Source organism: Streptomyces macrosporus (genome assembly GCF_039533145.1).
Taxonomy (GTDB): domain Bacteria; phylum Actinomycetota; class Actinomycetes; order Streptomycetales; family Streptomycetaceae; genus Streptomyces; species Streptomyces macrosporus.
The window spans coordinates 18,313-45,089 of sequence record NZ_BAAASZ010000042.1 but is presented as its reverse complement, the minus strand read 5'-3'; the positions used below and the strand labels follow the sequence as shown (position 1 = coordinate 45,089).

General features: G+C 69.7%; 31 protein-coding genes and 9 pseudogenes. 15 read left to right on the top strand and 25 right to left on the bottom strand.

The window, feature by feature from the left end; genetic code table 11:
• Positions 1-72: 72 nt before the first annotated feature.
• The 3 genes and pseudogenes from ABD335_RS27075 to ABD335_RS30985 all read left to right on the top strand — a co-directional run.
• Positions 73-201 (top strand): annotated as a pseudogene (locus ABD335_RS27075) (integrase core domain-containing protein); the annotation flags it as partial.
• A gap of 374 nt (positions 202-575) precedes the next feature.
• Positions 576-1,007 carry a COG3415 family protein gene (locus ABD335_RS30990; protein ID WP_425583763.1) on the top strand — a complete coding sequence of 144 codons (432 nt, stop codon included), beginning with the start codon at positions 576-578 and terminating at the stop codon, positions 1,005-1,007.
• Positions 1,008-1,451 (top strand): transposase, encoded by a 444-nt coding sequence (locus ABD335_RS30985; RefSeq protein ID WP_425583762.1) that lies wholly within the window; start codon positions 1,008-1,010, stop codon positions 1,449-1,451.
• Between the two features lie 54 nt (positions 1,452-1,505).
• Here ABD335_RS30985 and ABD335_RS27065 read toward each other — a convergent pair whose 3' ends face one another.
• Positions 1,506-1,991, bottom strand: a complete 486-nt coding sequence (locus ABD335_RS27065) for a GNAT family N-acetyltransferase (RefSeq protein WP_344328301.1) — start codon at positions 1,989-1,991, stop codon at positions 1,506-1,508.
• Positions 1,992-2,101: 110 nt separating this feature from the next.
• Here ABD335_RS27065 and ABD335_RS27060 point away from each other — a divergent pair, with 110 nt between their 5' ends.
• From ABD335_RS27060 to ABD335_RS27045, 4 genes are read left to right on the top strand one after another with little or no spacing between them, the layout of a single operon-like run.
• Positions 2,102-3,094 (top strand): hypothetical protein, encoded by a 993-nt coding sequence (locus ABD335_RS27060; protein WP_344328205.1) that lies wholly within the window; start codon positions 2,102-2,104, stop codon positions 3,092-3,094.
• A 15-nt stretch (positions 3,095-3,109) separates the two neighbouring features.
• Positions 3,110-3,787, top strand: coding sequence for a tyrosine-type recombinase/integrase (locus ABD335_RS27055; protein ID WP_344328204.1), 678 nt, complete (start codon positions 3,110-3,112; stop codon positions 3,785-3,787).
• Positions 3,777-4,175: a DUF6262 family protein gene (locus tag ABD335_RS27050; protein WP_344328202.1), complete on the top strand. Its 399-nt coding sequence runs from the start codon at positions 3,777-3,779 to the stop codon at positions 4,173-4,175. The genes ABD335_RS27055 and ABD335_RS27050 overlap by 11 nt, the downstream gene beginning before the upstream one ends.
• Positions 4,144-4,395, top strand: coding sequence for a hypothetical protein (locus tag ABD335_RS27045; RefSeq protein ID WP_344328201.1), 252 nt, complete (start codon positions 4,144-4,146; stop codon positions 4,393-4,395). The genes ABD335_RS27050 and ABD335_RS27045 overlap by 32 nt, the downstream gene beginning before the upstream one ends.
• A gap of 98 nt (positions 4,396-4,493) precedes the next feature.
• Here the strand turns inward: ABD335_RS27045 and ABD335_RS27040 are convergent, their stop codons facing one another.
• The 3 genes and pseudogenes from ABD335_RS27040 to ABD335_RS27030 form a co-directional block, all read right to left on the bottom strand.
• Entirely contained in the window at positions 4,494-4,946 is a 453-nt protein-coding gene (locus tag ABD335_RS27040; protein ID WP_344328199.1) for a hypothetical protein, read from the bottom strand.
• A 91-nt stretch (positions 4,947-5,037) separates the two neighbouring features.
• The gene (locus tag ABD335_RS27035; RefSeq protein ID WP_344328197.1) at positions 5,038-5,400 is read right to left on the bottom strand and encodes a sugar nucleotide-binding protein; all 363 of its coding nucleotides are present in this window, start codon (positions 5,398-5,400) and stop codon (positions 5,038-5,040) included.
• Between the two features lie 241 nt (positions 5,401-5,641).
• Positions 5,642-6,102, bottom strand: a pseudogene (locus ABD335_RS27030) (GNAT family N-acetyltransferase).
• Between the two features lie 142 nt (positions 6,103-6,244).
• Here ABD335_RS27030 and ABD335_RS27025 point away from each other — a divergent pair.
• On the top strand, positions 6,245-6,595 hold the full coding sequence (locus tag ABD335_RS27025) for a hypothetical protein (RefSeq protein WP_344328195.1): 351 nt from the start codon (positions 6,245-6,247) through the stop codon (positions 6,593-6,595).
• Here the strand turns inward: ABD335_RS27025 and ABD335_RS30980 are convergent.
• Positions 6,531-7,106, bottom strand: a pseudogene (locus tag ABD335_RS30980) (transposase); the annotation flags it as partial. The gene ABD335_RS27025 and the pseudogene ABD335_RS30980 overlap by 65 nt on opposite strands.
• Before the next feature lie 118 nt (positions 7,107-7,224).
• Positions 7,225-8,334: an FAD-dependent monooxygenase gene (locus ABD335_RS27020; protein WP_344328194.1), complete on the bottom strand. Its 1,110-nt coding sequence runs from the start codon at positions 8,332-8,334 to the stop codon at positions 7,225-7,227.
• Positions 8,335-8,493: 159 nt separating this feature from the next.
• Here ABD335_RS27020 and ABD335_RS27015 point away from each other — a divergent pair, with 159 nt between their 5' ends.
• Positions 8,494-9,441 (top strand): TetR/AcrR family transcriptional regulator C-terminal domain-containing protein, encoded by a 948-nt coding sequence (locus tag ABD335_RS27015; RefSeq protein ID WP_344328192.1) that lies wholly within the window; start codon positions 8,494-8,496, stop codon positions 9,439-9,441.
• Between the two features lie 46 nt (positions 9,442-9,487).
• Positions 9,488-9,817 carry a hypothetical protein gene (locus ABD335_RS27010; RefSeq protein WP_344328190.1) on the top strand — a complete coding sequence of 110 codons (330 nt, stop codon included), beginning with the start codon at positions 9,488-9,490 and terminating at the stop codon, positions 9,815-9,817.
• Between the two features lie 197 nt (positions 9,818-10,014).
• Here the strand turns inward: ABD335_RS27010 and ABD335_RS27005 are convergent.
• From ABD335_RS27005 to ABD335_RS26945, 13 genes and pseudogenes are all read right to left on the bottom strand, one after another.
• Positions 10,015-10,326 (bottom strand): annotated as a pseudogene (locus ABD335_RS27005) (MFS transporter); the annotation flags it as partial.
• Positions 10,327-10,365: 39 nt separating this feature from the next.
• Positions 10,366-10,491: a hypothetical protein gene (locus ABD335_RS27000; protein WP_344328189.1), complete on the bottom strand. Its 126-nt coding sequence runs from the start codon at positions 10,489-10,491 to the stop codon at positions 10,366-10,368.
• Between the two features lie 24 nt (positions 10,492-10,515).
• The gene (locus tag ABD335_RS26995) at positions 10,516-11,571 is read right to left on the bottom strand and encodes an SMI1/KNR4 family protein (RefSeq protein ID WP_344328186.1); all 1,056 of its coding nucleotides are present in this window, start codon (positions 11,569-11,571) and stop codon (positions 10,516-10,518) included.
• A gap of 743 nt (positions 11,572-12,314) precedes the next feature.
• Positions 12,315-12,629, bottom strand: a complete 315-nt coding sequence (locus tag ABD335_RS26990; protein WP_344328184.1) for an SCO5918 family protein — start codon at positions 12,627-12,629, stop codon at positions 12,315-12,317.
• Positions 12,630-12,686: 57 nt separating this feature from the next.
• A complete protein-coding gene (locus ABD335_RS26985; RefSeq protein WP_344328183.1) occupies positions 12,687-12,974 on the bottom strand; it encodes a CBS domain-containing protein in 288 nt (95 codons plus the stop codon).
• A gap of 96 nt (positions 12,975-13,070) precedes the next feature.
• The gene (locus tag ABD335_RS26980) at positions 13,071-14,591 is read right to left on the bottom strand and encodes a DEAD/DEAH box helicase (RefSeq protein WP_344328182.1); all 1,521 of its coding nucleotides are present in this window, start codon (positions 14,589-14,591) and stop codon (positions 13,071-13,073) included.
• Between the two features lie 359 nt (positions 14,592-14,950).
• A complete protein-coding gene (locus ABD335_RS26975) occupies positions 14,951-15,154 on the bottom strand; it encodes a cold-shock protein (RefSeq protein ID WP_103500173.1) in 204 nt (67 codons plus the stop codon).
• Between the two features lie 626 nt (positions 15,155-15,780).
• Positions 15,781-16,317 carry a copper chaperone PCu(A)C gene (locus ABD335_RS26970; protein ID WP_344328179.1) on the bottom strand — a complete coding sequence of 179 codons (537 nt, stop codon included), beginning with the start codon at positions 16,315-16,317 and terminating at the stop codon, positions 15,781-15,783.
• 20 nt (positions 16,318-16,337) lie between these two features.
• Positions 16,338-16,703, bottom strand: a complete 366-nt coding sequence (locus ABD335_RS26965; RefSeq protein ID WP_344328178.1) for an SPW repeat domain-containing protein — start codon at positions 16,701-16,703, stop codon at positions 16,338-16,340.
• A gap of 104 nt (positions 16,704-16,807) precedes the next feature.
• A complete protein-coding gene (locus ABD335_RS26960) occupies positions 16,808-17,179 on the bottom strand; it encodes a YetF domain-containing protein (RefSeq protein WP_344328177.1) in 372 nt (123 codons plus the stop codon).
• Complete coding sequence (locus ABD335_RS26955) at positions 17,125-17,388, bottom strand: DUF421 domain-containing protein (RefSeq protein ID WP_344328175.1); 264 nt, start codon at positions 17,386-17,388, stop codon at positions 17,125-17,127. The genes ABD335_RS26960 and ABD335_RS26955 overlap by 55 nt, the downstream gene beginning before the upstream one ends.
• 142 nt (positions 17,389-17,530) lie before the next feature.
• Positions 17,531-17,776, bottom strand: a complete 246-nt coding sequence (locus ABD335_RS26950) for a hypothetical protein (RefSeq protein ID WP_344328173.1) — start codon at positions 17,774-17,776, stop codon at positions 17,531-17,533.
• A pseudogene (locus ABD335_RS26945) lies at positions 17,773-18,027 on the bottom strand (DUF1622 domain-containing protein); the annotation flags it as partial. The gene ABD335_RS26950 and the pseudogene ABD335_RS26945, both read right to left, overlap by 4 nt.
• 11 nt (positions 18,028-18,038) lie before the next feature.
• Between ABD335_RS26945 and ABD335_RS26940 the strand changes: the two are divergent.
• Positions 18,039-18,494, top strand: a pseudogene (locus tag ABD335_RS26940) (IS701 family transposase); the annotation flags it as partial.
• Here the strand turns inward: ABD335_RS26940 and ABD335_RS26935 are convergent.
• The 4 genes and pseudogenes from ABD335_RS26935 to ABD335_RS26920 all read right to left on the bottom strand — a co-directional run bounded on the left by ABD335_RS26935 (position 18,476) and on the right by ABD335_RS26920 (position 21,533).
• Positions 18,476-19,271 (bottom strand): annotated as a pseudogene (locus ABD335_RS26935) (transposase). The pseudogenes ABD335_RS26940 and ABD335_RS26935 sit on opposite strands and share 19 nt — an antisense overlap.
• 395 nt (positions 19,272-19,666) lie before the next feature.
• Positions 19,667-20,109, bottom strand: a pseudogene (locus tag ABD335_RS26930) (IS630 family transposase); the annotation flags it as partial.
• A 7-nt stretch (positions 20,110-20,116) separates the two neighbouring features.
• Positions 20,117-20,888 (bottom strand): IS5 family transposase gene (locus ABD335_RS26925; protein ID WP_425583761.1). Its coding sequence is split into 2 segments (ribosomal slippage): positions 20,117-20,576 and positions 20,575-20,888, totalling 774 coding nucleotides; the frame shifts between segments, so codons are not numbered across the junction.
• A gap of 147 nt (positions 20,889-21,035) precedes the next feature.
• Entirely contained in the window at positions 21,036-21,533 is a 498-nt protein-coding gene (locus ABD335_RS26920) for a cupin domain-containing protein (RefSeq protein WP_344328170.1), read from the bottom strand.
• 106 nt (positions 21,534-21,639) lie between these two features.
• Here ABD335_RS26920 and ABD335_RS26915 point away from each other — a divergent pair, with 106 nt between their 5' ends.
• The 3 genes from ABD335_RS26915 (at position 21,640) to ABD335_RS26905 (ending at position 25,033) form a co-directional block, all read left to right on the top strand.
• Positions 21,640-22,527, top strand: a complete 888-nt coding sequence (locus ABD335_RS26915) for a LysR family transcriptional regulator (protein ID WP_344328167.1) — start codon at positions 21,640-21,642, stop codon at positions 22,525-22,527.
• 333 nt (positions 22,528-22,860) lie between these two features.
• Positions 22,861-23,040, top strand: coding sequence for a helicase associated domain-containing protein (locus ABD335_RS26910; protein ID WP_344328300.1), 180 nt, complete (start codon positions 22,861-22,863; stop codon positions 23,038-23,040).
• A gap of 103 nt (positions 23,041-23,143) precedes the next feature.
• On the top strand, positions 23,144-25,033 hold the full coding sequence (locus tag ABD335_RS26905) for a pentapeptide repeat-containing protein (protein WP_344328165.1): 1,890 nt from the start codon (positions 23,144-23,146) through the stop codon (positions 25,031-25,033).
• Positions 25,034-25,098: 65 nt separating this feature from the next.
• Here the strand turns inward: ABD335_RS26905 and ABD335_RS26900 are convergent, their stop codons facing one another.
• The gene (locus tag ABD335_RS26900) at positions 25,099-25,545 is read right to left on the bottom strand and encodes a hypothetical protein (protein WP_344328163.1); all 447 of its coding nucleotides are present in this window, start codon (positions 25,543-25,545) and stop codon (positions 25,099-25,101) included.
• Positions 25,546-25,643: 98 nt separating this feature from the next.
• Positions 25,644-26,078, bottom strand: a pseudogene (locus ABD335_RS26895) (pyridine nucleotide-disulfide oxidoreductase); the annotation flags it as partial.
• Positions 26,079-26,135: 57 nt separating this feature from the next.
• On the opposite strand from ABD335_RS26895, the gene ABD335_RS26890 reads away from it, so the two are divergent.
• Positions 26,136-26,777: hypothetical protein (locus ABD335_RS26890; RefSeq protein ID WP_344328160.1), on the top strand; the 642-nt coding region annotated here is incomplete at its 3' end.

The following is a 26,777-nucleotide window of genomic DNA, read 5'->3' as shown; positions in this document are numbered from 1 at the left end:
TTCTGGGTTCGGTGTGGATTGCGACATCTACCGCCGACCGCAGGAGGCCCTCGTGTCCCACCGTAATGCCCCGCTGACGCCGAACGCCAGGCAGCGTTTCCCGACTGGCTGGACTGGTACAACTACCACCGACCCCACACCGGCATCGGCGGCCACCCACCAGCCAGCCGCGTCATCAACCTGTCCGATCAGTACACCTAGTGCTGTGACCGGGAAGGTTCGCCGGGTTGGTGTTCGCCCCGGGTACCAATCGGCCGGTTGGATGTGGGGACACATCCGCTCGGACGCGTGGAGGCGCGGTGGCAGAGCCGGCCAAGGTCCGCAGACTGACCGACCAAGGGGGACAGCGGCTGCAGCAGCTCGTGCGCCTGGGCAGCACCAGCACGGTGCGGTACCGGCGCACGATGATGATCCTGGCCTCCGCCGGCGGGAACCGCGTGCCGGTGATCGCTCAGCTTGTCCAGGCCGGACGAGGACACCGTCCGCGATGTGATCCACCGGTCCAACGAGATCGGGCTGGCCTGCTTGGACCCTCAGTGGGCGGGAGGCCGTCCTCCCCCAGGCTCCGCCCGGGGGTGCCCCCAGCCTGCTCAGCCCTGACGACGAGCACTTCGCCATCCAGACGGCCACCACCCGCCCGGCCAAGCTCGGCCGGGCCCTTCACCCGTTGGTCCATCCGCAAGCTCGCCGCCTACCTGCGCCGCGTCCACGGCCGGGCGGTCCGCATCGGCCACGAAGCCCTGCGGTGCCTGCTCGCCCGCCGCGGGATCACCTTCCAGCGCACCAAGACGTGGAAGGAGTCCACCGACCCCGACCGCGACGCCAAGCTGGATCGGATCGAGTACGTCATCGAGCACTTCTCCGACCGCACCTTCGCCTTCGACGAGTTCGGCCCGCTGGGCATCCGCCCCACCGGCGGGTCCTGCTGGGCAGAGCAGGGCCGTCCCGACCGGCTGCCGGCGACCTACCACCGCACCCATGGCGTCACCTACTTCCACGGCTGCTAATTGGTCGGCGACGGCACCCTGTGGGGCGTCAACCGCCGCCGCAAAGGCGCGGCCAACACCCTGGCGGCGCTGCAGTCGATCCGGGCCGCCCGCCCCGACGGCGCCCCGATCCACGTAATTCCGGACAACCTCTCCGCCCACAAGGAGGCAAAGATCCGGCACTGGGCGAAGAAGAGCAAGGTCGAGCTGTGCTTCACCCCGACCAACGCCTCCTGGGCCAACCCGATCGAGGCGCACTTCGGGCTGCTGCGGCAGTTCGCCATCGCCAACTCCGAGCACCGCAACCACACCGTGCAGACCAGAGCCCTGCACCGCTACCTGCGGTGGCGCAACGCGAATGCCCGCCACCCCGACGTCCTGGCCGCTCAACGCCGCGAACGCGCGCGCATCCGCAGTGAGAAAGGCATCCGCCGGGGCGGACGCGCACTGCCCGCCGCGGCCTGACCACCGCGCCGGGCGCCACGGTCACAGGTCAGCGGTCTGCCGTGAACCTTCCCATCAAGCGGGTGGAACCCGACAGACAGGGACCTCAAAGACGAGTTCGAGACCGTCCTCCTCATCCCACTGCTCTCCGACCTCAACGAAGCCGAAGCCCGAGATCGTGGCCAGAGAGGCCACGTTGTCGGGGCTGATCGTCGCCCGCACGGTCGTGACTGCGGGTTCCGCTGCTGCCCGGCGGAGCAGCTCGATCAGCGTGGATCGGGCGTATCCCTGGCGACGGAAGTCGGGAGCGACGGAGTAGCCGATCTCGACCATGCCAACCTCATCGGGCGGTCCGTGGAACCCGGCATGTCCGACGACAAGGCCCTTGCCCCCGACGACCGCCTGCCGCACCATCCACCGTGCCTGGCCGGGATCGGCGGCCATCTGGTCGAGCCGGAACTGCCACAGCCACCGTGCTCTGTCGGTCACGAAGTACTCGGTCAGCAAAACCCCGGCGATCCTGCCGGCTCCGGACAGGTCTCCAGCCAGCAAAGCGGACATCGCCTCGCCGGACAGCTCGACAAAACGGACACGTTTCGGGCTCCGCGTGAGTGGTCTCCGACGACCGGCTTCATCTGTCACCTGCGGATACTCGCTGACTGATCCGAAAGGTGTCCAACGATTTCGAAGCAGTCCGGCGGCCGGCCCGCGACGTCATCCACCACCACAACCTCGTGGCCTTGATCCGTGAGACCGTCCGGGGCCTGCGCCGGGCCTCGCTGTCGTTCCGCAGCCTGACGCCCACCGATGCCGATGCCTGGGACCTGGGCTGGACGAACCTGCGGTCCACGGCACTGGGCGGGCGGCGCCACCGGCCGGGGCAGGTCGACGCGTCCGCCATCCGTCAGCCATGGCTCCGGGAGGTGATCAAGACGTGGGCCACCACCGTCAGCCTGGACAGTGGCAGGTTCAAGCGGGTGTTCGCCGCCTGCGTCGTCGCGTCCGATGCCCTGCATGCCCGGCTCGGCGGCGACAAGGACTACACGAAGCTGCGGTTCGCCGACATGAAGGCGGTCTTCACGGCGATGAGCCGCATCCGCCGCAGCACCGACGATGAGCTCGCCAGCAGGAGCTACCGCCAGCAGTCGTTCGGCTGCTTCATGGAGATCATCGACTTCGGCCGCAAGTTCGACCGGGACAAGACGTTGGTCCTGCCGCCCGAGGAGACGAACGAGGACGCCGCCGGCCGGGCTGTCCCTGAGTCCGTCATCGCTCAGCTTGATGCCCACCTCGCCCTGTTGGGAGCCGACTTCTCCTACGGCGAGTTGGAGCGGGCCGACATCGAGCTGATGATGCAGACGGCCTACCTGGTCCTGCGCGACACCGGCCGCCGTCCCGTCGAGATCGCCAGTCTGCGGCTGAAGTGCCTGGAGACCCGCGGAGACGAGAACACCCTCATCTGGGAGAACGTCAAAAAGCGCCGCTACGGCCGCAAGCTGCCCATCACCCGCGAGACCGCCGCGGTGATCAGGACCTGGCAGACCCGTCGACGTCAGCCGGAGGTTCCCTCCCGCAGCCGGAAGTACCTGTTCCCGTCGATCACCGACCGCAGCGGGGTCGCACACATGGGAGCGTCCAGCCTGGCCAACGCGATGCGGGAGTGAGTCACGGCGATCCCGATGCTGCTGAGCGACGAATTCGACGAGCAGGGCAGCAAGCTGCCGTTCGACCGCACACTGATCTTCCCCTACGCGTTCCGGCACGCCTATGCCCAGCGTCATGCCGACGCGGGCGTCCCCGTTGACGTGCTCAAAGAGCTCATGGACCACCGGTCGATCGTCACGACGATGTCGTACTACCAGGTGCCCCTGAAGCGGCAACGCGAAGCGATCACGACCATACGGAAGCACACCACCGACCGGTCCGGCCGTCCGGCACCGTTCACCAGCACGACCGGCTACGAGGCCCAGTCGGTCGCCGTCCCGTTCGGCAACTGCCGCGAGCCCAGCAACGTCAAGGCCTGCGCGATCCGGTTCCAGTGCGCCGGCTGCGGCTTCTATCACCCCGACCCGTCCTACCTGCCCGCGATCGAAGAGCACGTCAACGATCTGCGGGCCGACCGCGAGACCGCCAAGGCCATGGACGCCGACGACTTCGTCGTCCGCAACCTCGCCGACCAGATCACCGCGTTCACGAACGTCGCCGACACCATGCGCGACCGGCTCGGCAACCTCCCCCAGGACGAACGCGAGGAGATCGAGGAGGCCAGCGCGGTCCCGCGGAAGGTCCGGGCGACCCGGGACCACAAACTGCTGCCGCTGACCGTGATCCGCAAGGAGACCCTAGATGCCTGCTGAGACGTCCGAGAAACCCTCCAGGACACCCGCAGAGGCCCTCAAAGCCGCACGTCAGCGGGATAGTGCCGACAAGCGCGGACGCGTCCTGAAGGCCGTCCAGGACATGCTCCGCGACAACCGGCGCATCACCTTCGCTGCGGTCGCCCGCGAGGCAGGCGTCTCCAACCGGCTCGTCTATGCCCCTGGCCTGCGCGAACGCATCGAGCAGGCACGGGCCCGCCAGACCGCCCAGGGCCATCAGGACCAGCAGAGCGGCCGGAGGGTCTCAACCGCCAGCGAGCAGACCGACCTGCTTCTCGCCCGACAGGAGATCAAGCGACTCCGCACCGAGAACGAACAGTTGCGGCGGCAGGCCCGTGTTCATCTCGGGCAGCGGGCAGCAGGTTGAACAGCTCGGCAACCACGACTTGGCCAACCGCATCAACGAGCTCACCGAGGAGAACCTGAGGCTGTCCACAACAGAACGGAAAGCGACCGCCGAGAACGAGCGCCTCCAGCATCAAGTCACCGAGCTTGAGGACGACCTCGCCGCAGTCCGCACCAGTCTCCGCCGCATGATCCGCAGCGAAAACCATTCTCAAAAGAAGAACACGACTACGACGCCCTGACTGCGGCAAACCGAATGGAGTGGTCACTCGGTACTGGCATCAGTCCACCCGAGGGCTGGTGAGAGGCACTGGGATTGCGTTTGTCGGGTTTGCTCAGTTCAGGAACTCGGTGGCCGAGGAGGTGGGGAAACCTGCTCGCCTCGCTCCCAGGCAATCTGAAGTGCTGCTGATTGCGGATCGAGGATGAGTCGGTGCACATCCTCCAGCTCTAGAGATTCCAGCCCTTGCTGCTGCCGCTCTGAGTTCATGCTCTCCAGAGCTGCCGTATGGACGATCTTCACGAGCTGGAAAGGAGCATGCTCCTGCGAGAGATCAAGATCCAGATACTGGCGGACCAGCTCCCGTCGTGCTGCGATCCCTAGGTGCACCTTCTGAGCGACTCCGGCTTCTCGGCCGCCTCTAACGATGCCGGCAAGACTGTCCAAGTGCCGCAAACGGACCGACTGACGCACCGGCATCCGCGCGGCAAGCAATGCCGCCGCAAGGGCAACCGCAGCACCGACCAGGGCCCCTCCGAAGCCTATGAGCGCAGAGAGCAGTTCATCGGACATGGCCGGAGACTACTCGCCCGTCGTAACCACCCCGGACACGCCCTCGACAACGAGAACCGTGCCTAACGTCCCTCACGCAGCCTTATGACCCTCACCTGCATAAACACCGCGCGAACCCCCAGACAACACCGGGGAACACCGCATCGCTGGACACGTGGACCAGGCGGCTTCCGTGCTCCGCCGCCGCCATCGCGAGCCGGACGGGGCCCTCCACCGTAACCGTCCAGTCGGCCTTGTCGCTCGATGCGTTGACGACAAGATGGGGGCTCACCTCGGCCATGACGGCGTCCAGGCGTTCCGCATCCCGCAGATCAAGGGGGTACCACACGGCCTGGGAGGCGTCGCCGGGCTTGGTCGCGTGGTACGTCGCGGCCGTGGGGTGCCCGGCCGCTCTCGCCTGCCGGATCAACTCGGCCCCCAGGAAGCCGCTGCCGCCGATGATCAAAGCTGTCATGTGCGGCACGGTAGACCGGTCCCGGTCGGTGCCGGCGGAGGCTCGGCTTCCGGGCCGCCCGAGGTGGCGGACGGTCCAGCCCGTCGCGCGCCGGGGCTCGACGGCGAAGGCGGTCACTCCGAGTTCTGGTGACCACCTTCGCCGTGAGCGTACCCGGTCCAGCCACGGCCGCGGTGGCAGCTTGTCAGGGCCAGCGGGCGGCCGACCGTTCCCCGGGTCTGATCACTCGCCTCCTCCGGCGTTACGTCCGGGGCCGCCAGACGTAGCGGATGTCCGGCTCCCGCTCATCGTTGCGCAGCCCGTCCGTTCGCTCGGCCTCGATGAAGCCGTGCCGCTCGTAGAACCGCCGCGCCGAGATGCCGACCCGGAACGTCCACAGCGCCAACCCGTCGGGCTGCCGCTGCTTGGCCAGAAACATGAACCGATCGCCCAACTCACGCCCACGCCACGCTGGATCGAGGTAGAGCTGCTTCAACTCCGCACCGTTGAGCATCAAGACCCCCACCACACTGTTCTCGGCGACCGCCGCCCAGGTCTCGTACTGCGGCACAAGCACACGTGAGAACAGTCCCGCACCTTGGCATCGTCGTGCGCACGACGCACCGACGGCAGCGCGGCGTCGAAGGAACGCAGCCACACGTCGGCCGCGGGGAGTGCATCGGCGGGGCCCGCACGACGGAGGGCAACGTCGTCACTACTCACCACTACTCACAGCGCGAGGCCTCCACACTCTTCTGGAGTCTGATGGCTTCTCACCCAGGAGCTCTCTTACGGATCACTTGGTAGAGGTTCGGTCTCAGGGCCTGCTGGCGCCGGCGGAACCGCTGCCTGCGACGATGCGCTTGTGAGTTATGACCTTGCGGTGTGGGACGGCGACCGTCCACTCGACGACCGCCAAGCGGGTTTGACCTACGACGAGCTCTACGAGCGCTACCTGGAGTCGGACGATGTCGTCGTGCCTCCGACACCGCACATCGTGGCGTATGTGGAAGCGCTCGTCGCGCGATATCCGGACGACGTCGATCGCAGTGTCGTATGGGCGTCCTCACCGGTCATCAAGGAGGCATCGGGCCCGATCGTGTACCTGCTCATGTCCTATGGCAAGGCAGAGGAAGTGTCCGAGTACGCCGCTACGCTGGCTCGCGAGCACGGACTCGTCTGCTTCGATCCGCAGGGGGAATGCCTCCAGCCGTGATCTGCTTGGGAGGAGTACGCCCTGTCGGCCAAGACCACGTCCGGCCGGGTGCGGGGGCGTCCCACGGGGCGGGGCACCCACAGGCGGGCCATGACCGCCTCGAACGCCGGGGCGTCCCCGGCCTGTCCGGGGGTGAAGGTGGAACGCCAAGGGCCGGCAGCGGCCGTCGGCGACCGGGTGGATCTTGCAGGTCCGCCCCGGGACCGTCCGCAGGCGTGGTCGGCCGGCTCGCCGGCCGGGGCCCCCTTGTGCGGGCCCCGGCGGCGTGCTGGTGCGCGCGGACGATGGTGGGGTCGACTCCGACCAGCCACTCCAGGTCGCCTGTGGTGTCCGCACGGGCTTGCGAGGCAGTCAGGACGCGGGGCCGGGCGCCGTCCTTGGCCCACGTGGCGAACCAGTGGTGGACCGTCTGCCACGGCCCGAAGCACGCCGGGAGGGCACGCCGGGCGTTGTTGCCGCGGAAACGCCAGGCGACCGCGTCGATGACCGGCCGGTGATCGGTCCGCCGGCACCCCGACGCGGTGTCCGGTTCGGCGGCAAAGGCCCGATCAACGCCTACTGCTCATTCGTCGGTCCACCCCGGTGGCCCACTCCCGGACACAACAAACGACCGATCCGTCAGACACTGCCTAGACGTCCAGCGAGAGTGCGTTCTTGGCGTGCGCGACGGATGCCTCGGAGGCGGGCCCGCCCGGATTTTCCGTGGCCAGGGCCTGGTTGAGGCTCACGAAGCGGCGCATCCGCTGCTCGTAGCGGGAGAACGCGGCGTGGTGATCGCCGTGTGCCTGAGCGAGGCAGTCAGCCAGCACGTAGGAGCCCGCGAGGGCGAGACTGGTGCCCTGCCCCGAGAGTGGGGACGGGCAGTAGCCGGCGTCTCCGAGCAGGGCCACCCTGCCCCGCGACCAGTGGTCCATCCGGATCTGGGCCATCGCGTCGCAGTAGAAGTCCGGCGCGTCCCAGGCAGCCTTGGCCAGGCGAGTACCTTCCCATTTCAGGGAGGCGAGCTTGTCCGCAACGAGGCGCCGAAGCGCACCGTTGCCGCGGAGGTCATGGCCAAGTGGCGCGGACGGGAAGCCAAAAGCGATCCTGAGCTCGGTGTTGTCGCGAACGGGCATGATGCCGAATCCTGTGTCGCCGTCGCGTAGCCACATCTGCCAGTGGTCCAGTGCGAGGAAGTTGTCCGCGCTGAACACTGAGAGGTAGCTGCCCAGGTGCTGGGCGAAGCGCTCCTCGGGACCGAAGGCCAGGCGCCTGACGGTCGAGTGCAGGCCGTCGGCCCCGATCACGAGGTCGAAGGTGCGGGACGCTCCGTGGGAGAAGTCGACGTGCACGCCGGTCTCGTTCTCGACGAGTGCGGTGATGCTGTTGCCGAAGAGGTATTCGACATTTGCGCGCGTGTGTTCGTACACCATCCGCACCAGGTCCTCGCGCAGCAGCTCGATGTCGTCGCTGTCGAGTCGGCCGCTGCTGAAGGTCGCATCGGTGAAACGATCGATCTCGTGGCCTTCGGGGTCGAGGATCGACATGCCATGCATCCGGGTGCGCACGCGTCGAGCTTGTTCCAGCAGGCCCATCCGCTCGACGACCTCGAGCGCGACGCCGCGGATGTCCACGGCCTGGCCACCGGGGCGTGGAACCGGGGCGCGTTCGACGACAGTGGTCTCGAAGCCGTGGTGGTGAAGCCAGTAGGCGAGCACGGGTCCGGCGATTCCGCCGCCGGAGATGAGAACGGTCTGCATGGAAAGCTCCTCCAGTACGCTGTACGCGCCCTGAACGTACGGCGTACGTGCAGCCCCTTCAACTGGCCAAATGACCGTCCTGTACTAGGGCAGTCGACCTCCACTCGGCGCCCTCGCTGATAGCCCTTGCGCTAGTACAGAAAAGGAAGGTGGTAGGACGTGACGAAGCTCACACGCGCATCCGGTCAGCCGCCCTATCTGCGCATCGTCGCCGGGATCCGCCGACGCATCATGGACGGGGAACTGGGCCCTGGGGACCGGGTTCCCTCGACCCGCCAGATCGCCAAGGAGTGGGGTGTCGCCCTCGCCACCGCCACCAAGGCCCTGACCACCTTGCGTCTCGAGGGACTTGTCGAGACCCGCCCCCGGATCGGCACTGTCGTCGCCGGAACCGCTCCCGCCGCGCCGTCCAGCAGGCAGTCGCCGTCTGCCCCACCTTCCGAGCAGGAACTGACCCTCGACCGGATTGTCCGCACAGCCATCGACATCGCCGATACCGAAGGGCTGTCCACGCTCTCCATGCGCGGCGTCGCGGCCCGGCTCGGTGTTGCCACCATGTCGCCCTACCGGTACGTCCCCAGCAAGGACGACCTCGTCCTGCTCATGGCCGACGCCGCGTTCGGTGACGAGACCTATCCCGCCGATGCGCCCGAAGGGTGGCGCGCCCGCATCGAGCTGGGCGCTCGGACCCTGTGGACCCTGTACCGCAGGCACCCGTGGCTGGCCCAGCTCGGTTCTCTCACCCGCCCGTTGCTCGTGCCCAATCTGATGGTCCACAGTGAATGGATACTCAGTGCCCTCGACGGCCACGGCCTCGATCCCACCACCCTGTTCGACATCCACGTACTGATCTACAGCCATGTCCAGGGCCTGGCAGTGCACCTGGAGTGGGAAGCGCACGCCGAAGCCACCACAGGCCAGTCGGAGGACCAGTGGATGGACAGCCGGGCTCCCGTCCTACAGGAACTGGTGGAATCCGGCCGCTTCCCCACCTTCGCCAAGATGGTCGGAGCTTTCAACGACGGCTATGACCTGCGTCTCGACGTGCTCTTCGAATCCGGCCTCAAGGCACTCCTCGACGGCTTGACCCCCATCATCGAAGGTTAGGAAACCGTCCAGGCAGTGCCGACCGGGCACCCCTGGTCGTGCTCGCTTGCAAACCACCTCGTTCAATTTTGGGCGACCTGTTCTCGCCGGGAAGGACGTCGAGAACAGGCCGCGCCACTGGTCGTGGCGGGGCTGGATTCTCCTGCGCGCCGGAAAGGCCGTCGAGCGCGCGCCACCGCGCGACCCCAAACGGGCACTCTCCGAACTGCGGGAAGCCCTCGAGTCAGCGTCCTGGTCCCTCTGGTTCCAGCTCCAGCACACCGACGTGATCGCTTCCATGCGGGCCGCGGCACCGCACTTCCCGGACACGGTGCAGCCCTTGTGGAACGAGATCACCGACGAGCTCGAAAAGCGCGCTCCCTACGGAGCCGGCTGAGCGACACCTCAGCACACCGCGAACTCATGCCCGGCCGCACCGGCCCAAGCCCACGGGGAGAGAGTGGCATCGGCAACGCGGTCGATGGCTCTGGCGTGAAAGGAGCACCTCCATGCCGAGACCAGGCATGAGGTCCAGCCCGTACACAAGCCGCCTTCCCCTACGTCCACGGAGCGGGGTCCACTGCCGCAAGCTCGTCATTGCCACTCTGGGCGGTGCGCGGCCTGGGTGCCGAGCGTGCCGAGGGCCGCCAGGCCGGAGACGGCGGCAAGCAGGGCGAACAGGTGGGGGTAGCCGCCCAGTGGTGCGGCCAGGGCGGCTCCGGCGAACGGGGCGAGGGTGGTCGCCGTGGTAATGGGGGCGGCGAGGAGGCCGGAGAGGCGGCCGTAGTGGGTGGTGCCGCAGCGGTCGGTGACGGCGGTGGCCTGGAGCAGGGTGAGGTTGCCGCGGACCATGCCGGCCGCGACCGCCAGGGCGACCAGCAGGGGGTAGGGGCTGGAGACGAGGGCGGGGGTGACGATGGTCAGGGCGCGGACGGGGTCGGGGGCTCACCAGCGGGTCGGGGCGGCGAAGGCGGGCTGGTCGAAGGTGGCCGCCATCGCCGTTTCCGGAGGCAGTTGGTGATCACCTGGCTCACGGATCTCGATGAGAAACGACGGCACTGTCGTGTCCACGAACGTGAGACGGCCCGCCTCTCGTCAGAGCGGCCGGCCGTCGAAGGGGCCGCCGGAGCCGGGCTTGAACGTCGCGCCGAGGTCGTACTGCGCGATGCCGAACGGTTGAAAATCGGCATCGGCAAGGACGCGGTAGAGGAACTCGGAGGTGGACATGTCGTACCAGTGCCATGGGCCGCCGTCATGGGACCGCGCAAGGACGGGGTAATCGCCCGGCCGCTCGGCATCGATCAGCCAACAGTACTCGTCAGCCCATTCGGTGGCGCCCCACGCAACCACCCCCTTGCCGCCCGGCGCGTAGATCGCATAGGGATCGACGGCGGAGACGCTTCCGAGCCTGCTGTCCTGGTCAACCGACAGGGCGACCCGCCACTGTGTCAGGAAGTCGAACGAGACACCCTCGTCGCGCCCCAGAAAGTAGACGGAATCACTGAAGATACCGCCGCCGAACGCCTCGTAGAGCTCCTTGTAGTCCGTCGGCAGCGGCACCCCCAGCTCTCCCTCGATCGCCGCCCAGTCGACGGAGATCCCGAGCGGCTTCCACCCGGTCAGTTCGATCACTCGCCGAACCCACATACAACAATCTTTGGGCAGTTCGGTCCCCACTTCCGCTTCGATCTCCGCCCAGGGCTGCGCGGCGTCCCGCGCGTCCCAACCTGTGACACGGAGAAGAGAGTCCACCCAGGAAGCTCCCTCCGGCGGTGCATCTGGCGACGGTGCAGCCCGCTCCGCCACGAGCACCACCAGCTGTTCGCCGTCCCCGGCACGGACCACACCGCAGCCGATCCACCGACTGCCGGACGCCCACCCGCGCATCTCGACCAGCTCCCCAGCGAAAGGAGCAAGGAGCGGCAGCCCGGTCCGCTCGGTCACCGTCGGATCGACGTAACCGCCCATGACGAGGTTGCGCAGCTGCCCGTACCAACGACTGAACTCCTTGAGGAGAGTGGATAGGTTGATTGTGTCGGAAACCACCAGACATACATGCCCCGCCAGGTGTCCAGGCCGGCCGCACACCAACTCCCGCCCGCCCGGCCGAACCAAGGAGGTAACGGCTTCGAGCAGTTCCTGTTCGCCCATGGCCTGGGAGTGAAACACATGCCACAGACAACGAGCCGGGACTGCGACCCAGCTGACATCCACGACTGACATCAACGAGGACGAACGGCGCCGGACACAAGCGTCCTTCGTCGGAGTCGAGAAGGCCTGCCAGAGCCCGCCGAGCAGGCCCGGGCCGCACTGCGGATGAAACTCCTAAAGCGGGTGCCGCAGGGGGGCCATCTCCGCAGGCGCGGGGAGCAGCGAGCCCGGCGTCCCTCGCGCGTCCGGCGATGGGGCCATCCCCGCGGGTACGGGGAGCAGGCCACCGACTCCGGGGCCCGCACGTCGGGACGGGGCCATCCCCGCGGGTGCGGGGATGGTGGCTGCGCGACCGGGGGCCATCATTCATTCCGGGGCCTCGTGGTACCCGGGCCGGGTGTTTCTCGGGCCGGGCGCTCCTGATGGCGTCTGCTCCGAGCCGTCGTCGGCGGGGACACCGCGGCATCGGGCCCTCACCGCTCGGTGGGCAGCCGCCCCGTGCCGCCCCGCACGTTCGGGGGCGGCCCGGACAGGCCGCTGAAGAGGAACGGGGGTCGCCAGCGGTGTTCCCGTCACGGGCCGTTCCACGAAAAGGGTTGCCCCGGACCGAGCCGCCGCGGCCGGTGGCGCCGTTCGTGTCGCTCTGCTTCTCCAGGAGCTTGCGAGCGGACGACGTGGCAGAAGGGCCCTGCCGACGGGGGCAGGACCCTCACAGCCGTTCCGATGACGGTTTCCGCCCGGTCTCAGCCCTCCACGGGGTCGGTGCCGCCGAGCAGTGCCGACGCGGTCTGGAGCGCAGTGGGGACGCTCGGGGGCGCGGCCTCGGGGCCGGCGTGACAGGTGAAGCCGAGACGGGTCATGGCCCGGGTGACTTCGTCGCTGGTGAAGTCACGGCGGTCCTGTCCGGTGATGACGTGGCCCACTTGCTTGACGGGGTAGCGGCGGCGGCCGATGGTGACGGACTCGCCCGTGACGGGCTCGGGCTTGACGCCCTTCATCGAGGCCAGCACCCCGCTCTTGCTCAGGTCGAACGGGTACCGGGCGATGATGCAGCGCATGATGCCTCCCAGGGGAAAGGGGAAAGGGGAACGGGCCGGTGGGGGGGGCGAGGCGGGTCAGAGGGCGAGGGCGCGGAGGTCCGCGGCCCGGTCATGCTCCTCGACGGCGCCGGGCGAGGTGGACGGTCCGTCGAGGACTTCCCGTAGACGGATCCGGTCCGTGTACGTGGAACTGTCGCGGAGAACGGCGAGCCGGGCCCGGGTGATCAGGCCCGTGTACTGGTCGTCTCCGTCGCACAGGGTCAGATGGTCGACACGGGCGCCCGCCATGACGGCCAGGGCCACCTCGACGGTCATGTCGTCACAGACCCGCGGTCCGGACGCGTCCGTGTCGTCGTCGACCATGGTTCGGGGGGTGGGATCCGCCACGCGATGTCGCCTCTGCTCCGGTGTCAAGGTGCCTCCTGCGGGAAAGGGTGGGCCGGGTGCTTCACGGTGGCTCTAGGCGGCCGAGTCGAGGGCACGCCGCCGCTGTGCCGTGCGGCGCGACGCTTCGCCGACGGGTCGGCCCTGGCCGGTGCGGCCCCGGCGGCCCCGCGGTGCGGAAGACGCGCGGCGGGGACGTTCCACGGCCGGCGCGGGGATGGTCACGGGGACGCCGGAGGGTGCCTGGGCGCCGGTGATGCGGCTCAGCTCCGCCTCGCCCGGACGCACCTGGGTGATCTGCGGGGTGATCCCGGCGCAGGCCATCAGCCGGCTCATGCCGCGGCGCTGGTCGGGGGTGACCAGGGTGACGACGCTGCCGGACTCGCCGGCGCGGGCGGTACGGCCGCCGCGGTGCAGGTAGTCCTTGTGGTCGCCGGGCGGATCGACGTTGACGACCAGGTCGAGGTGGTCGACGTGGATGCCGCGGGCGGCGACGTTGGTGGCCACCAGCACGGTGACGTGGCCGGTCTTGAACTGGGTCAGGGTGCGGGTGCGCTGGGGCTGGGACTTGCCGCCGTGCAGGGCCGCGGCGCGGACGCCGCTGTTCAGCAGGTGCCTGGTGAGTCGGTCCACCGCGTGCTTGGTGTCCAGGAACATGATCACCCGGCCGTCGCGGGCCGCGATCTCGGTGGTGACGGCGTGCTTGTCGGCGCCGTGGACGTGCAGGGTGTGGTGCTCCATCGTGGTGACCGCACCCGCCGACGGGTCGACGGAGTGGACCACCGGGTCGCTCAGGTAGCGGCGGACCAGCAGGTCGACGTTGCGGTCCAAGGTGGCCGAGAACAGCATCCGCTGCCCCTCGGGGCGCACCTGGTCGAGCAGGGCGGTCACCTGGGGCATGAAGCCCATGTCGGCCATCTGGTCGGCCTCGTCCAGGACCGTGGCGCCGACGTCGTCCAGTCGGCAGTCGCCCCGCTCGACGAGGTCCCTGAGCCGCCCCGGTGTCGCGACGACCACTTCCGCCCCGGCGCGCAGGGCACCGGCCTGCCGGCCGATGGACATCCCGCCGACCACGGTGGCCAGCCGCAGGTTCACGGACCGGGCGTAGGGAGTGAGCGCGTCGGCGACCTGCTGGGCGAGTTCACGGGTGGGCACGAGGATCAGGGCCAGGGGCCGGCCGGGCGCGGCGCGCCGCCCTGCGGTACGGGCCAGAACGGCCAGCCCGAAGGCGAGGGTCTTGCCCGATCCGGTGCGTCCCCGGCCCAGGACGTCCCGGCCGGCCAGGGAGTTCGGCAGGGTCGCCGCCTGGATCGGGAACGGCTCGTTCATGCCCCGGCCGGCGAGCGTCTTCAGCAGCGCGGCCGGCATGTCCAGCGCGGCGAACGATGCGGCCGCCGGCAGGGCGGGCGTGATCGTCTTCGGCGGCGCGAACTCGCCCTGGAGCGCGGCAGGCCGACGCCCGTGGCCGTTCGAACGGCCGGTGATGTTCGAGCGGCCGGGAGTCCGCGAGCGGAGTCCGCCGCTCCTGCCCGAACCGGCGGAGGCGTCTTTGTCGGCGAAGGAGCGGCGGTCGTTCGTGCGGGTGGCGCGGTTCATACAGAACCTCCTCGAAACGGCGCGTGTCGAGGATTTCCCTGGCCGAAGCGCGCGGGCGGGAAAACGCAGGAACGTGCCGATGGAAAACGGAGAAAACGGAGTGGAGTCCGGGCCCCGGAAAGGGGCCTGGACCGCGGGGCCGGGCAATGGCGCGGGTGGCCCGGATTCGTCCGGCGGGCGACGGGGAGCCGGACCCCGGCCCGGGGCGTGGTCCGCCACGGACCCCGGTAGCGGTTTACCGCGCGGCCTCGTGTCCCGGCCGGGCGCGGAGCCGGTGCGGCGGGCCGGGGCCCGGAAAGGCGAAGGGCCGGGGCCCGCACCCTGTGGTGCGGGCCCCGGCTCTCGAAATGCGCCGGACGTCAGGCGGGAACGATGTTCTCCGCCTGCGGGCCCTTCTGGCCCTGGGTGACGTCGAAGGTCACCTTCTGGCCCTCGTGGAGCTCGCGGAAGCCCTGGGTGGCGATGTTCGAGTAGTGGGCGAAGACGTCGGCGCCGCCGCCGTCCTGCTCGATGAAGCCGAAGCCCTTTTCGCTGTTGAACCACTTCACGGTGCCAGTAGCCATGCCTGTCTCCTTATGACGGGGCAGTGTCCGGAACCGCACTGCGCGGCCCCGCGTCGCCGCGATGATTGCCCCGCCCGGAAAAAGCACCGGAAACAAGAAAGTGCTCCCACGGCGCAGGACGCCGGTGGGGGCACTTGTAAGTCTTTGGGAACCACAACTGCAACTGACATCGACAGTAGCACGGAAAGAGCGAGGATGGGCGGAGAACTTTCCGGCCTCCTCCGCGGCGCCCCGGCACACCTCACGGATCGATGGGTTTTTCTCCTCCCGCGGCAGCGGGCAGCGTGCTCGGTGGGCGGAGCGGCTGGCTGACAGCCGCCTCCGCGATCACCGTCCTGGGCAGCGGCGAGTCGCTGTACGGGTTCGGCGGTTACCGCTCGCTGGGCGCGGCCCTGCACGCGACCGCGCTGGCCACGTCGCCGGAGAACCGCACGGTCACCCCGACGCCTTCTTCCAGGTCCTGGAGATCGTGCTCGCCCTCTGCTCCGTCGCCGTCTTCGCCACCCTCGCCGGCAGTCTCGGCGCCTGCTTCCTGGAATCGCGGGACGCAGCGCGGACGCGACCGGAGACGGGCCCATCGGAGAGGTTCTGACGGCTGCGGCGCTCCATCGCCACCGGCCGTCCCGTCAGGGTTCCGGCCACGTGGTCAGGGTGGGGAGCGGAGGCGGCGGGGATTCCTTGTCGTAGGTGGGCGGTTGGCTGGGCACCTGCAGCGACAGCGAACCGGCCCGTTCGAAGTGCAGGGTCACCCACACGAAGTCACCACCGCGGATTTCCTGCCGCACATCGCGCAGCACCAGGTGGGTGCGATCCTTCTCTAGCTCCACCAGCTTCTCGGGCGGCAGCTCCACCCCTGTCCGGATCACCTCGCCGTCCGCGTCGACGATGGTGATGGAGTCGGCCGCCGGGGACTCGGCCGACACCAGCCGGTCGGCCGGGGACCGCTGGTTGAACAGCCACACGTACAGCGGCACGTCGCTGCCGGTCTCCCACGGGCCGTCGGAGGGTTCGGCCAGATGGGCGTACCGCACCAGGACCGGGCCGATCCGCGCGTTCGTCCCCGGCGAGTCCACCTCTCCGTCCCCTCCCCCTCCGCAGCCCGCGGCCGAGGCCGCGAGGATGGCGGCCAGGAGCAGGCCGAGCACACGGCGGCGGATACGCACGATCGTTTGTGTCGGGTGCCTCACCTGGCGTCCTCCGGTGTGGTGCGGCGGATACGGAGCAGCAGAAGCAGGCTTGCGACGGCCAGCACGACGAGCACGACGCCCGTGACGACCTCGTTGGCCTGCGCGGTCTCGGGGGTGACGGCCGGGCCGCCGTAGTCGATTTGGAAGGGCGCCACCACCAGCCAGATGCCGAGGGCGAGAATGATCAGGTCCGACAGCCATCCGCGGGGCCGTACCATCCGGGCGCCGGCGGTGAGTACCACCACGATGCCGACGCCGGTCTCGTTGCGCTGAGCGTCCACCGCCGCGTCGGTGAAGGGATAGTCCAAGAACCATGGCGCCAAGAGCAGCCAGACGCCGGCGAGCAGCATCAGCAGAGTCACGAGCCGGTTACGCGCTCCCCTGGCGTCCGGCGCAGGTTCGGTGTCCCGGACAGGCGCCGGTCCACGCGCGGAGGAATGAGGGCCCATAACGACTCCTTACAGGTTCACACCGACATTCTGGCGGTAAATCCGGCGATTTGCCCTATACGGGGCTCCATCCGATCCCGTTCCGCACTCGTCTGTCCGGCCGTGCCCCGGTCGACTCCCGGACGTCCCGTAAGGAGCTGCCCGAGCCGGTCCGGGAGCCGGGGAAGCACGCTGAAGCTGCCGTCGGTCTCCAGCCCCACCGCGGCGACCTCCTCGACCGCGCCGATCCCCTGGGAGCGAATCGCCCGGCGCGCCTCACCGGCCGTCACCCGCTGCCGGGCCATCGCCTCGCCGAGCAGGCGCCCGTCCCTCAGCAGCGTCGGCTCGGTCTTGATCAGCCGCCGAAACCGACCGGAGCCCACCGCGACCCGGGCGTTGACGAACTGCAAGGCCACCAGGAGGGCCAGAGCGAGGGCCCCTCGGCCAGAGAGACGGTGGAGGTGAGCAGAATGGTCGCCGACGTCGAACCCAGCGCCACGGTGACCACCAGGTCGAAGGCGTTCATCTTCGCCAGCGTGTGCTTGGCCAGCGTGCGCTTGCCCGGCAACCGCACCACCGCGATTACGGCGGCATAGGCGCACGCGGCCATGGCCGCCACACGCAACAGGTCGTACCAGGAATCGAAGAACGTCGGACACGGCCACCCGGCGACCAGAGGTCTGCAACACGGCCCTCTCTGTGACCAGACCGCCGTCCCGGTTGACTCTCGTATGCGGTTGCCGAGGCGCGGGCGCTGCGGGTCAGCGCGGCTGCGCGGCGTGCAGGCCCGCGGTGATCAGCTTGCGGACGGCGAGCACGGCGGCCGCCGCCGCGATGGTGTTCCAACTCGGCTCACCGGCCAACCGGAGCAGCCCCGCCGCGGTCAGGAAGTCCAGCAGAACGGCCAGTGCGGGCATGAGCCGCCTCGACGCCGCGAGCACCACCGAGGCGGCGACCAGCCCGAAAGCCGTGGTCGCGAGGGCGGCCAGTTCCAGGACGGTGGTCATGCCGGTGCCGCCGGGGAACGCGGATCGCTCCCCTCCTTCCGGTGCTCGCGTTCGATCTCGGCGCGCTCGTTCGCGATCTCCCTGCCGAGGAAGAAGTTCAGCGCGGTACGGATCGCCGCGATCGCGGCGAGCTGCCCGATCTCGGTGAAGCTCGGCGCGACGGCCGTGCGCAGCACGTCCCCGGCGAGCTGGAACTCCAGCCCCAGCGCCAGGAACCGCCCGAGGGTGAGCCGGATCCGGTTGAACCGGCGGTCCGGACCGTCACCGCGACCCGGCGGGCCTGCAGCACCTGCTCAACGGCGCCCGGTGGGACGCCGACGCGGTCCGGGACGACGTGCGCAACCATGTCGCCGAACGGCTCGGCCCCGGTGGTGTGCTGATCATCGACGACGCCGGGTTCGTCGAGAAGGGCACCACCTCGGTCCGGGTGGGCCGGCAGTACACCGGCACCTCCGGAAAAGATCGACAACTGTCAGATCGGGGTGTTCGCCGCCTACGCCACCCGCTCCGGCCGAGCTCTGGTGGACCGGGAGCTCTATCTGCCCAAGTCCTGGACCTCCGACCGTGGCCGCTGTCGGGCGGCGAAGAGATTCCCGACGAGCGAGGACTCGCGACCAAGGACGAACTGGCCCGGGACATCGTCCGCCGCTGCCTCACGGCCGACTTACCCGCCGCGTGGGTCACCTGCTCGTTTCTTGGTCAGCCGGCCAGAGTGAGGTTGTGGAGGCGGGCGATACCGAGCACCGCGTGGTGAACGCCATCGCCCTTGAGACGGCAGTCGCGCAGGATCTTCCAGCCCTTCATCCGGGCGAAGACGTGCTCGACGCGGGCGCGGACGCTCTTGTGCGCGTGGTTGTGCTCCTCCTTCCAGGCCGGCAACTCTTCGCCTTTGCGTCTCCGGTAGTGCGGGACGACCAGGCCGGTGCCGCGGTAGCCGCCGTCGGCGATCGTGGTGGTCCGGCCGATCACGGCCTTGACGCCGGACTCCTCCCATGCCCGGCAGTCGCCTGCGCTGCCGGGCACCGGTCGGCCGACGGTGACGACGATGGGGGTACCCCCGGACGGAGTCCGGGGAGGGTGTCGGCGTCGATGGCGACCTGGTGGTCGGTGGAGTAGCGGTGGTTCTTCGACCGCTCCGCGATCGAGTGGTCGCGGATGGGGACCAGGGTGCCGTCCACGATCAGCACGGTCTGTCTGCGGAACCGCGTGCGGAGCTGCAGCGCGAGCGCCGACCCGAGGTGGGCGACGATCCGGCCGGCCGCGGACTTCGAGATCCCGAACAGCGGGGCGAGCTGCCGCAGGGTGAGGTTGGTGCGCCAGTACGCGGCCACCAGCAGGACTCTGTCCTCCAACGGGAGGCTCCACGACCTGCCTCTGCGCACCGGATCGGCTCCCTCACGGCGCAGCGCGGTCACCAGCCTGCGGAACTGCCGTGGGCTCAGCCCGGTGAACGGACTGTCCAGGACGGCTCCGACGCCGTGATCACACCAGCCACATCAAGATCATCTCACCTGCGACCAGCAGTTACGGGACAGGTCTTAGGGCCGCATCAGGCAACATTTGTCCTGTCACCGACGATGCGCTGTTTGGGGCCTCTGTCCTGGGCATCGTGCCCCAGGAAGGTCTAGGCTCACGGGGTCGAAATTATCGGCTGACCATCAAAGGAGTGAGATGGCGGCTCAAGACGCCGCGGATCCCACGGAGTTTCCGCGAGAGATCGGCAGGACCGCCCGTCGCGTACTGGCCCTTAACGGCTACACGCGATACGACCAGCTGACGAGCGTGACATCGGCGGAACTGTTGAAAATCCACGGCATGGGGCCCAAAGCGATCCGGATCCTCGAAGAGGAACTGGCAGCAAGGGGGCTCGCCTTCGCGAGTGCCGCATCGGGCAACGTTCGCTCGGTCGATGACGGCGCGTAGGCACGGTCGTCAGCATGGCGGTTTCGCCAGATGATGTAGCGGCGAATCATGCTGCCCTGCTCCTTGTGGGTGGCGTGGTCGGCGCCGTCAAGGGTGAAGCAGCGCAGTGCGGTGAACCGGACCTCGATGCGGTTCAAGCAGGAGGGGTTCGTCGGGGTGTAGGCGATCTCGACGTTGTTCGCCGCGGCCCAGATGCTGCCCCGCCGGCACTTCTCCGTGGTCAGCTGGGGGAAAGGTGCCGCAGACGATCGCGATACGGACATCGGCTGGGCAGAGGGTGCGCAAGGTAGCGGCAGAACTTCAGGAACCGCGTCCACCTCTTTGACCGGCTTGATGTGGCCGTGGAGCTTGTTCTTGGCCAGGTCCAGGGCCGCGAACAGGTGCCGCACGCCGCCGTAGCGGTTGTAACTGATCGTTTCAGAATGATCTGCGGAGTCGGCGGAGACAGATGTTGGCGCAGGCCAGTTCCAGCAGGCTTTGATGGAGGTCGGCTCGGCGTTCGTAGCGGATACGCAGGCGTGTGAACCGATGGAGCCGGGCGAAGGTGCGCTCGACGACCCACCGAGTGCGGCCCAGGCCGGAGCCATGCGGAGCGCCACGCCGGGCGATGACCGGCCGAATGCCGCGCTGCCACAGCAGGCGGCGGTACGTGATGTGGTCGTAGCCGCGGTCGGCATACGGCCTCTTGGGCCGGTGCCGTGGTCTGCCGCGCAGCCCACGCAGGCGCGGTATCGCGCCGAGTAGGGGCAACCGTTGGGTGACGTCATGGCGGTTGCCGCCGGTCAGGGAGGCGGCCGGCGGGGTGCCACAGGCATCGACGACCACGTGGTGCTTGGATCCGGGTCGGCCCCGGTCGACCGGGGAGGGGCCAACATGGCCCCCCTTTGACCGCGCGAACGTGCGAACCGTCGACCGCGCGGTCGTCCATCTCCGGTTCTCCGGCCGTGCGGAGTTCGGTCGGCAGGGCCTCGTGCAGGCGGGGCCAGGCGGTCACCTCCGAGCAGCCGACCATCCGGGCCGGCACGTCGCGCCGGCTCACGCCCGTGCGTGGGACGTGGACGATGCCGGCCAACGCAGCCCGGTCCGATATCGGTCGCCGACCGGGATAGCGGTGTCGGCGCGGAGGCCGAGGCGGCAGCAGCGGAGCTATGCGTTCCCACAGGTCGTCGGGCACAAGATCGGCAGGCACCCGACCGACCCTGCTCAGAACCGTCGCAGATGACCAGGCGACACACCGATCTCATTTTGAAACGATCAGTAAGCCAGGGTATTCCCGACGGCAGAGGGGTCGGCGTTTCGGCCCGCCCGCGGCAGCCGCTCCTCCGGATCGGGCCGTTCACCGACGAGGGGGTCGGGCGCGGGCGGCTTGCCAGACTGCCGGGTCGAGGAAATGCACGTCGTAGCGTTCCTGTTCGGGCAGGAGCGTCTCGAAGGGCTCCAAACCGTGCTGGATGCGGCCCAGGGCGCGGAAGTAGTCGAACCGCTCGATGCCGGGCGTCAGCACCACGAGCAGGTCGGCACCCGTACCGGGAGCCGCGCCGAAAGCGTGCGGCATGCCCGGCGGGACGGCGACCAGCCCGCCGGCACCCACGGACGTCATCCGGTCGTCGAGGAGGAAGTCGACCGTGCCGTCGAACACGTGGAACAACTCCCACGACACCGCGTGGTAGTGCGGTCGAGCGCCGTCGGCCCCCTCGCCCAGGACGAGGCGATTGGCGCCCAGCACGCCGCCGGTCCCGCTCGCGTCGACCAGCAGATGGAAGCCCCCGCCGTGCGGCAACGCCACATGTTCGGCCTCCTCGGCCCGTACCACCAGAGCATGGGGGAAAGTCATCGGTGTCCTTTCTTCGGGTCGGTTCCATTCGACCGTGGGAAGAAGACGGAAACCACAGGCAGTTGGAGTCGTCACAGATCACCGTTCGTGATGAATCGGGGGACGCGTGGAGATCCGACAGCTCCGATACTTCGTGACCGTCGCGGAGGAGGGCGGCTTCGGCCGTGCCGCCGAACGGCTGAACATCGTGCAATCGGCAGTGAGCCAGCAGATCCGGCGCCTGGAACGCGAGCTGGGCGTCCCGCTGTTCGACCGGTCCACCCGTCGGGTACGGCTGTCCGCCGCCGGTGAACGGCTGCTGCCCGAGGCGCGTGCCGTCCTCGCCGCCGTGCGACGTACCCATCGGGTGGCCGCCGACATCGCCGCCGGTGACGACGGTGTGCTCAGGTTGGGGAGCGTGCAGGGGCCAGGCGACCGGATCCGCCGCGTGCTGCACGAGTTGGCCGCCCTCGCGCCTCGACTGCGGGTCCGACTCAGGCAGCTCGCCCCGCTGGACCGGATCGACGCCGTGCGTTCCGGCGCGCTGGACGCCGCGCTGGTCCGCGCCCTGACCGCGATGCCGAATCTGGAGGTGCTGCCGGTGTGGACCGACCCGCTGTACGCGGTTCTGCCCGCCGGGCATCCGCTGGCGGCCCGGTCCGCGGTGGACCTGACGCAGCTCGCCGACCTACCGCTGCGACTGGCACCCCGGGAGAACAACCCGCCCTTCCACGATCTGGTCGTCGACGCGTTCCGAGCCGAGGGTCTCCAACCGTCCCTCGCGGCCCCGTTCACCCGGTTACAGGAAGCGCTCAGTGCGATCGCCACCAGCGCGCCGTCATGGACGATCTTCTACGACGTGACCGGCCTGCCGCAGCATCCGGGGGTGGTGGTGCGCCCACTGCGCGGGCTCACCATGCCCACATCGGTGGTCGTGGCACCCGGCCCGCCGAGCCCCGCACTGCGTCACCTGCTCGACGCCCTGGCACGGACCGATCCGTCCACGGACGCCTGACGGCCTCCGCCAGGGAAGCCGGGGGCTTCGGCTTCGACACAGACGTACAGGCCGCAGCCGTCCACGCCGGTCCTCGGGTCGACGCCGACGGCCCCGGCGTCCTTGATGAGAGCCGGCCCGGCGTCATGGTCGACGGAGACGACCTGGGCACATGGCTCCAGCGGCAGTAAAGAGACTGGAACCTGCTCACCGAGACCCAGCAGAAACGCCTCGCCCGGCTGGGCCTGAAACCCGCCCAGCAGCCCACAGGCGCCCCGACCGCCAAGAGCACCATGAAGGGGAAGGGAAAGCCATCAGCGGCCTCCCAACGCGACCTGGCGGCCCTCGCCCAGTATCGCCCGCAAGGGTGCCGACAAGCCGATCCCGCGCGACCACGTCGAACCCGTCGTCATCGACGGCCAGGAACACCAGCACAAGCTGGGTACCTGGTGCACCAACCAGAAACACCGCCGCGACAAACTCACCCCCGAGCAGCGCGCCGCGCTCCGAGAGCTGGGCGTGAGGTGGGCATGAGGCGTACGACAGGTTTCCGTCGCAGGGCCGGGCCGCGACCGCAGGCGCCGAGTTCCGGGGAGAGGCGGGCAACTGCCCGGCCGGGCTCGGTCGTCTACCGGGCATGACGTCTGCTGCGCCCGAACCACCATTCAGCACCCCGCCGCCGTGGCCGCAGTGCGGCCACGGCGCCACCGCCGATGATCCGGTCGGCTGCCGCGGCATCCACGTGCCCGGGCACAGCGCCTGCCTGGCCCACCTGGACGAGGACGATCGCGCCGCCTACCTGGCCGGCCTGGCCCCCGGCGCCGATATCGACCACCGTGGCACCCCCTTCACTCCGGATCTGCTGGCCCGGCTCCTCGCCGCCCTGCGCGACCCCGCCATCGGCAAGCCCCGCACCGGCGACGTCCAGTTCGACGAGGCGACCTTCTCCGGCAACGCCCGGTTCGTCGGGGTGGTCTTCTCCGGCAACGCCTCGTTCAGTGAGGCGGTCTTCTCCGGCAACGCCTGGTTCAACAACGCGGCGCTCTCCGGCAACGCCTCGTTCGACAGGACGGTCTTCTCCGACATCGCATCGTTCGGCGAGGCGGTCTTCTCTGACAGTGCCACATTCGGCGAGGCGGTGTTCTCCGGCGAAGCCTGGTTCAACGAGGCGGTCTTCTCCGGCAACGCCTGGTTCAGCGGGGTGGTCTTCTCCAGCGACGCCCGGCTTGCGGCGGTGTTCTCCGGCAAGGCCTGGTTCTCAGGGGCGGTGTTCTCCGGCAACGCCTGGATCAACAAAGCCACCTTCTCCGGTGACGCCGCGTTCGACGGGACGACCTTCTCCCGCGACGTCGGGTTCAGCGGGGCGACCTTCTCCGGCGATGCCCGGTTCGGCGCAGCGCGGTTTGAGATGGCGTCGCGCCTGGGGCCGCTGGCGTGCGGTGGGCGGGTGGTGCTGGACGGTGCGGTGTTCCAGCAGCCGGTGACGGTGGAGATCGCCGCCCACCAGGTGAGCTGTGCGCGCACGCGGTGGGCGTCGGCCGCCACGCTGCAGCTGCGCTACGCCGAGCTGGACCTGCGAGACGCGGTCTTCGAGTACCCGGTGGTGGTCGCCGCCCGTCCCACCCCCTTCCCTCTCTCCGCCCCGGGTGACTTGCTGCCGGAGACGGAGTTGCCCGGTCTGGATCCCGGCGTGCGCCTGAGCACGGTGGGCGGGGTGGATGCCGCGCACCTGGCGCTGCACGACATCGACCTGAGCGGGTGCCGGTTCGCCGGCGCGGTCCACCTCGACCAGCTGCGGGTGGACGGCTGGTGCACCTTCGCCACCACCCCCGCCGGCTGGAGCCGCCGCTTTCCCTGGCGGTGGAGCCGACGCACCACACTGGCCGAGGAGCACCACTGGCGGGTGCGTACCGCCCGCCACCCCGCCCTCGCCCGCGGCTGGACGCCACCGCCGGAGGACGCCCCCGCGCTGCGGCCGACGGCGGTGGCAGCGCTGTACCGGCAGCTGCGCAAATCGCTGGAGGACGGCAAGAACGAGCCCGGGGCGGCCCACTTCTACTTCGGCGAGTGCGAGATGCGCCGCCGCGACACCGACGGCACCCCGTGGTCCGAGCGCGCCCTGCTGACCGCCTACTGGGCCCTGTCCGGCTACGGGCTGCGCGCCTCCCGCGCCCTGGGCTGGCTGGGGGTGGCGATGACCGTCACGCTCGCGGTGATGGTGCTGTGGGGGCTGCCCGCGAAGGACCCGAGGCCGACCGTCACCGGCCGCCAGGTCGCCGTCGGACAGGATGTCGCCTGGACCACCGACACCCCGGACCCGGTCAACCCCACCGGCCCGTGGTCCGAGCGGGTCACCGGCGAGCGGGTGGAGAAGGCGCTGCGGGTGGTGATCAACTCGGTGGTCTTCCGCTCCTCCGGTCAGGACCTGACCACCGCCGGCACCTACACCGAGATGGCCTCCCGCCTGGCCGAGCCCGTCCTCCTCGGCCTGGCGGTCCTGGCCGTCCGCAGCCGCGTCAAACGCTGACCGCCGGCCCCGCAGCGGCAGGGGCCATGGGGCGTCTCCTCGGCACTACCGGAGGCCGGGGTGGTTCAGCCGAGGACCTCGGCGAGGGCCGCGGTCAGGGCCACGGCGAGGGCGAGGGGCGCGGCGAAGGCGACAGCGGCCCGGGCCATGTAGTCGGTGAAGAAGGGGTCCCAGCGGACCGGGTAGTGCATCCCGCGCGTGAGGCCGACGTCGTTCTCCGCTTCGAGCCGATGACGCAGGGAGGTGGTGATGCGGTCGAACGCCGCCCCCATCCGGCGCGGCCCGCAGACCTTCACCGCTCCGACCGGGCCGGCGTGGTTGACGGCGTCGAACGGCCCTGTTGCCGCGTTCAGCAGCCGGGCGAACCCCATACTCACGCCGCGGGGCAGCCGGGCGAAGAGTCGCGTCACCACCAGCAGCACCCGGACGATGAGGTAGCCGAAGAGCATGTGCCATAGCAGTTGCCCGTTGGTCCACCGGGCACCACGGGAGATCCCGCCCGGTACTGCCATGGTGCCCGCCTCCGTCCCCAGGGCGCGACATCCGGCGCCTGGGCGACCGGTCCCTCGTCGGCCCGCGGGCTCCTGCCTCGCCCGCGGGGCGGGCGGGATCACCGTGGAGACCTGGAGTGGCCGAGGTGTGCGGCGATCTCGGCGGCGGCGGCGCGCGCGGGGCGGCCGACGCCGATCAGGGCGGCCGAGGCCGGGCCGGTCCAGTCGCCGTGGCCGAGCAGGTGCAGCCGCGGTTCACCCACCGCGCGGGTGCCGTCGGTGGCGAGGTGTCCGCGGCGTCCGCGCAGGCCGAGCGGTGCGAGGTGGGACAGGGCGGGGCGGAAGCCGGTGCACCAGATCACCGCGTCCGCCTCCGCGGTGCTGCCGCCCGCCCACACGATGCCGTCGACGGTGAGGCGGGCGACCATCGGCTGGGCCTTGAGCAGCCCGGCGTCCCGAGCCGCGCGGACGGACTCCACGGCGCCGGTGATCGCGACGAGCACTGCCTCGGTGGTGTCCCGGCGGCGCACTTGGCGAGTCGACTTCGCTACGTCAGTGCTCATTTCGGCTGCCTGCCGTGCCCTCGACACCACGCGATCGTTTGAAACAATGTGACGATCAACGTTCCGTCGCCACGGGCTGTGGGCCGGACGGTGGTGGCCGTCGCGCTGACGGTGCTGCTCGCCGGGGCCTGTACGGCACGGCCGCGAGCGGCGCTGCCTGCCTCGGAGCAGGGCCGCACTGATCTGATCGCGGCCGCTCAGCAGATCCTGGTGAACCAGTGTCTGAAGGCTCGCGGCGCCGCCGGGCCGCCTCCGCGGCAAGAGGTGCTGTTCGGGACGGGGCCTGCCGAGTTGTCGGTCACGCTCGCCACTGGTTACACCGTCCGTGCGCACACCGACGGTTGCCTGGCCGAGGCCCATCGCTATCTCTACGGCGAGCAGGAACGCTGGTTCCACGCCCAGGTCGCCGTCAACAACCTGCGTCCCGAGGCCCAGGCCCGGCTTCGGGAGGATCCCGCCTACCGGGCCGCTCTGGCCCGCCGGGCCGCCTGCGACGACCACGACACCGGATGCATCCGGGCAAGCGGCCTTCAGCGCCTGCGGGACCGCCTGGAGCCAGTCCGGCTCGCACAGGTCCGTGCCGCACACCGCGACGACATCGAAACCTACAACCGCCTGCGCGACCGCGCAGTGCAGCGCGCGGCCGGCCTCCTGGCCGCCCGCCCCACCCCCTACCGGAAAGGCAACCCG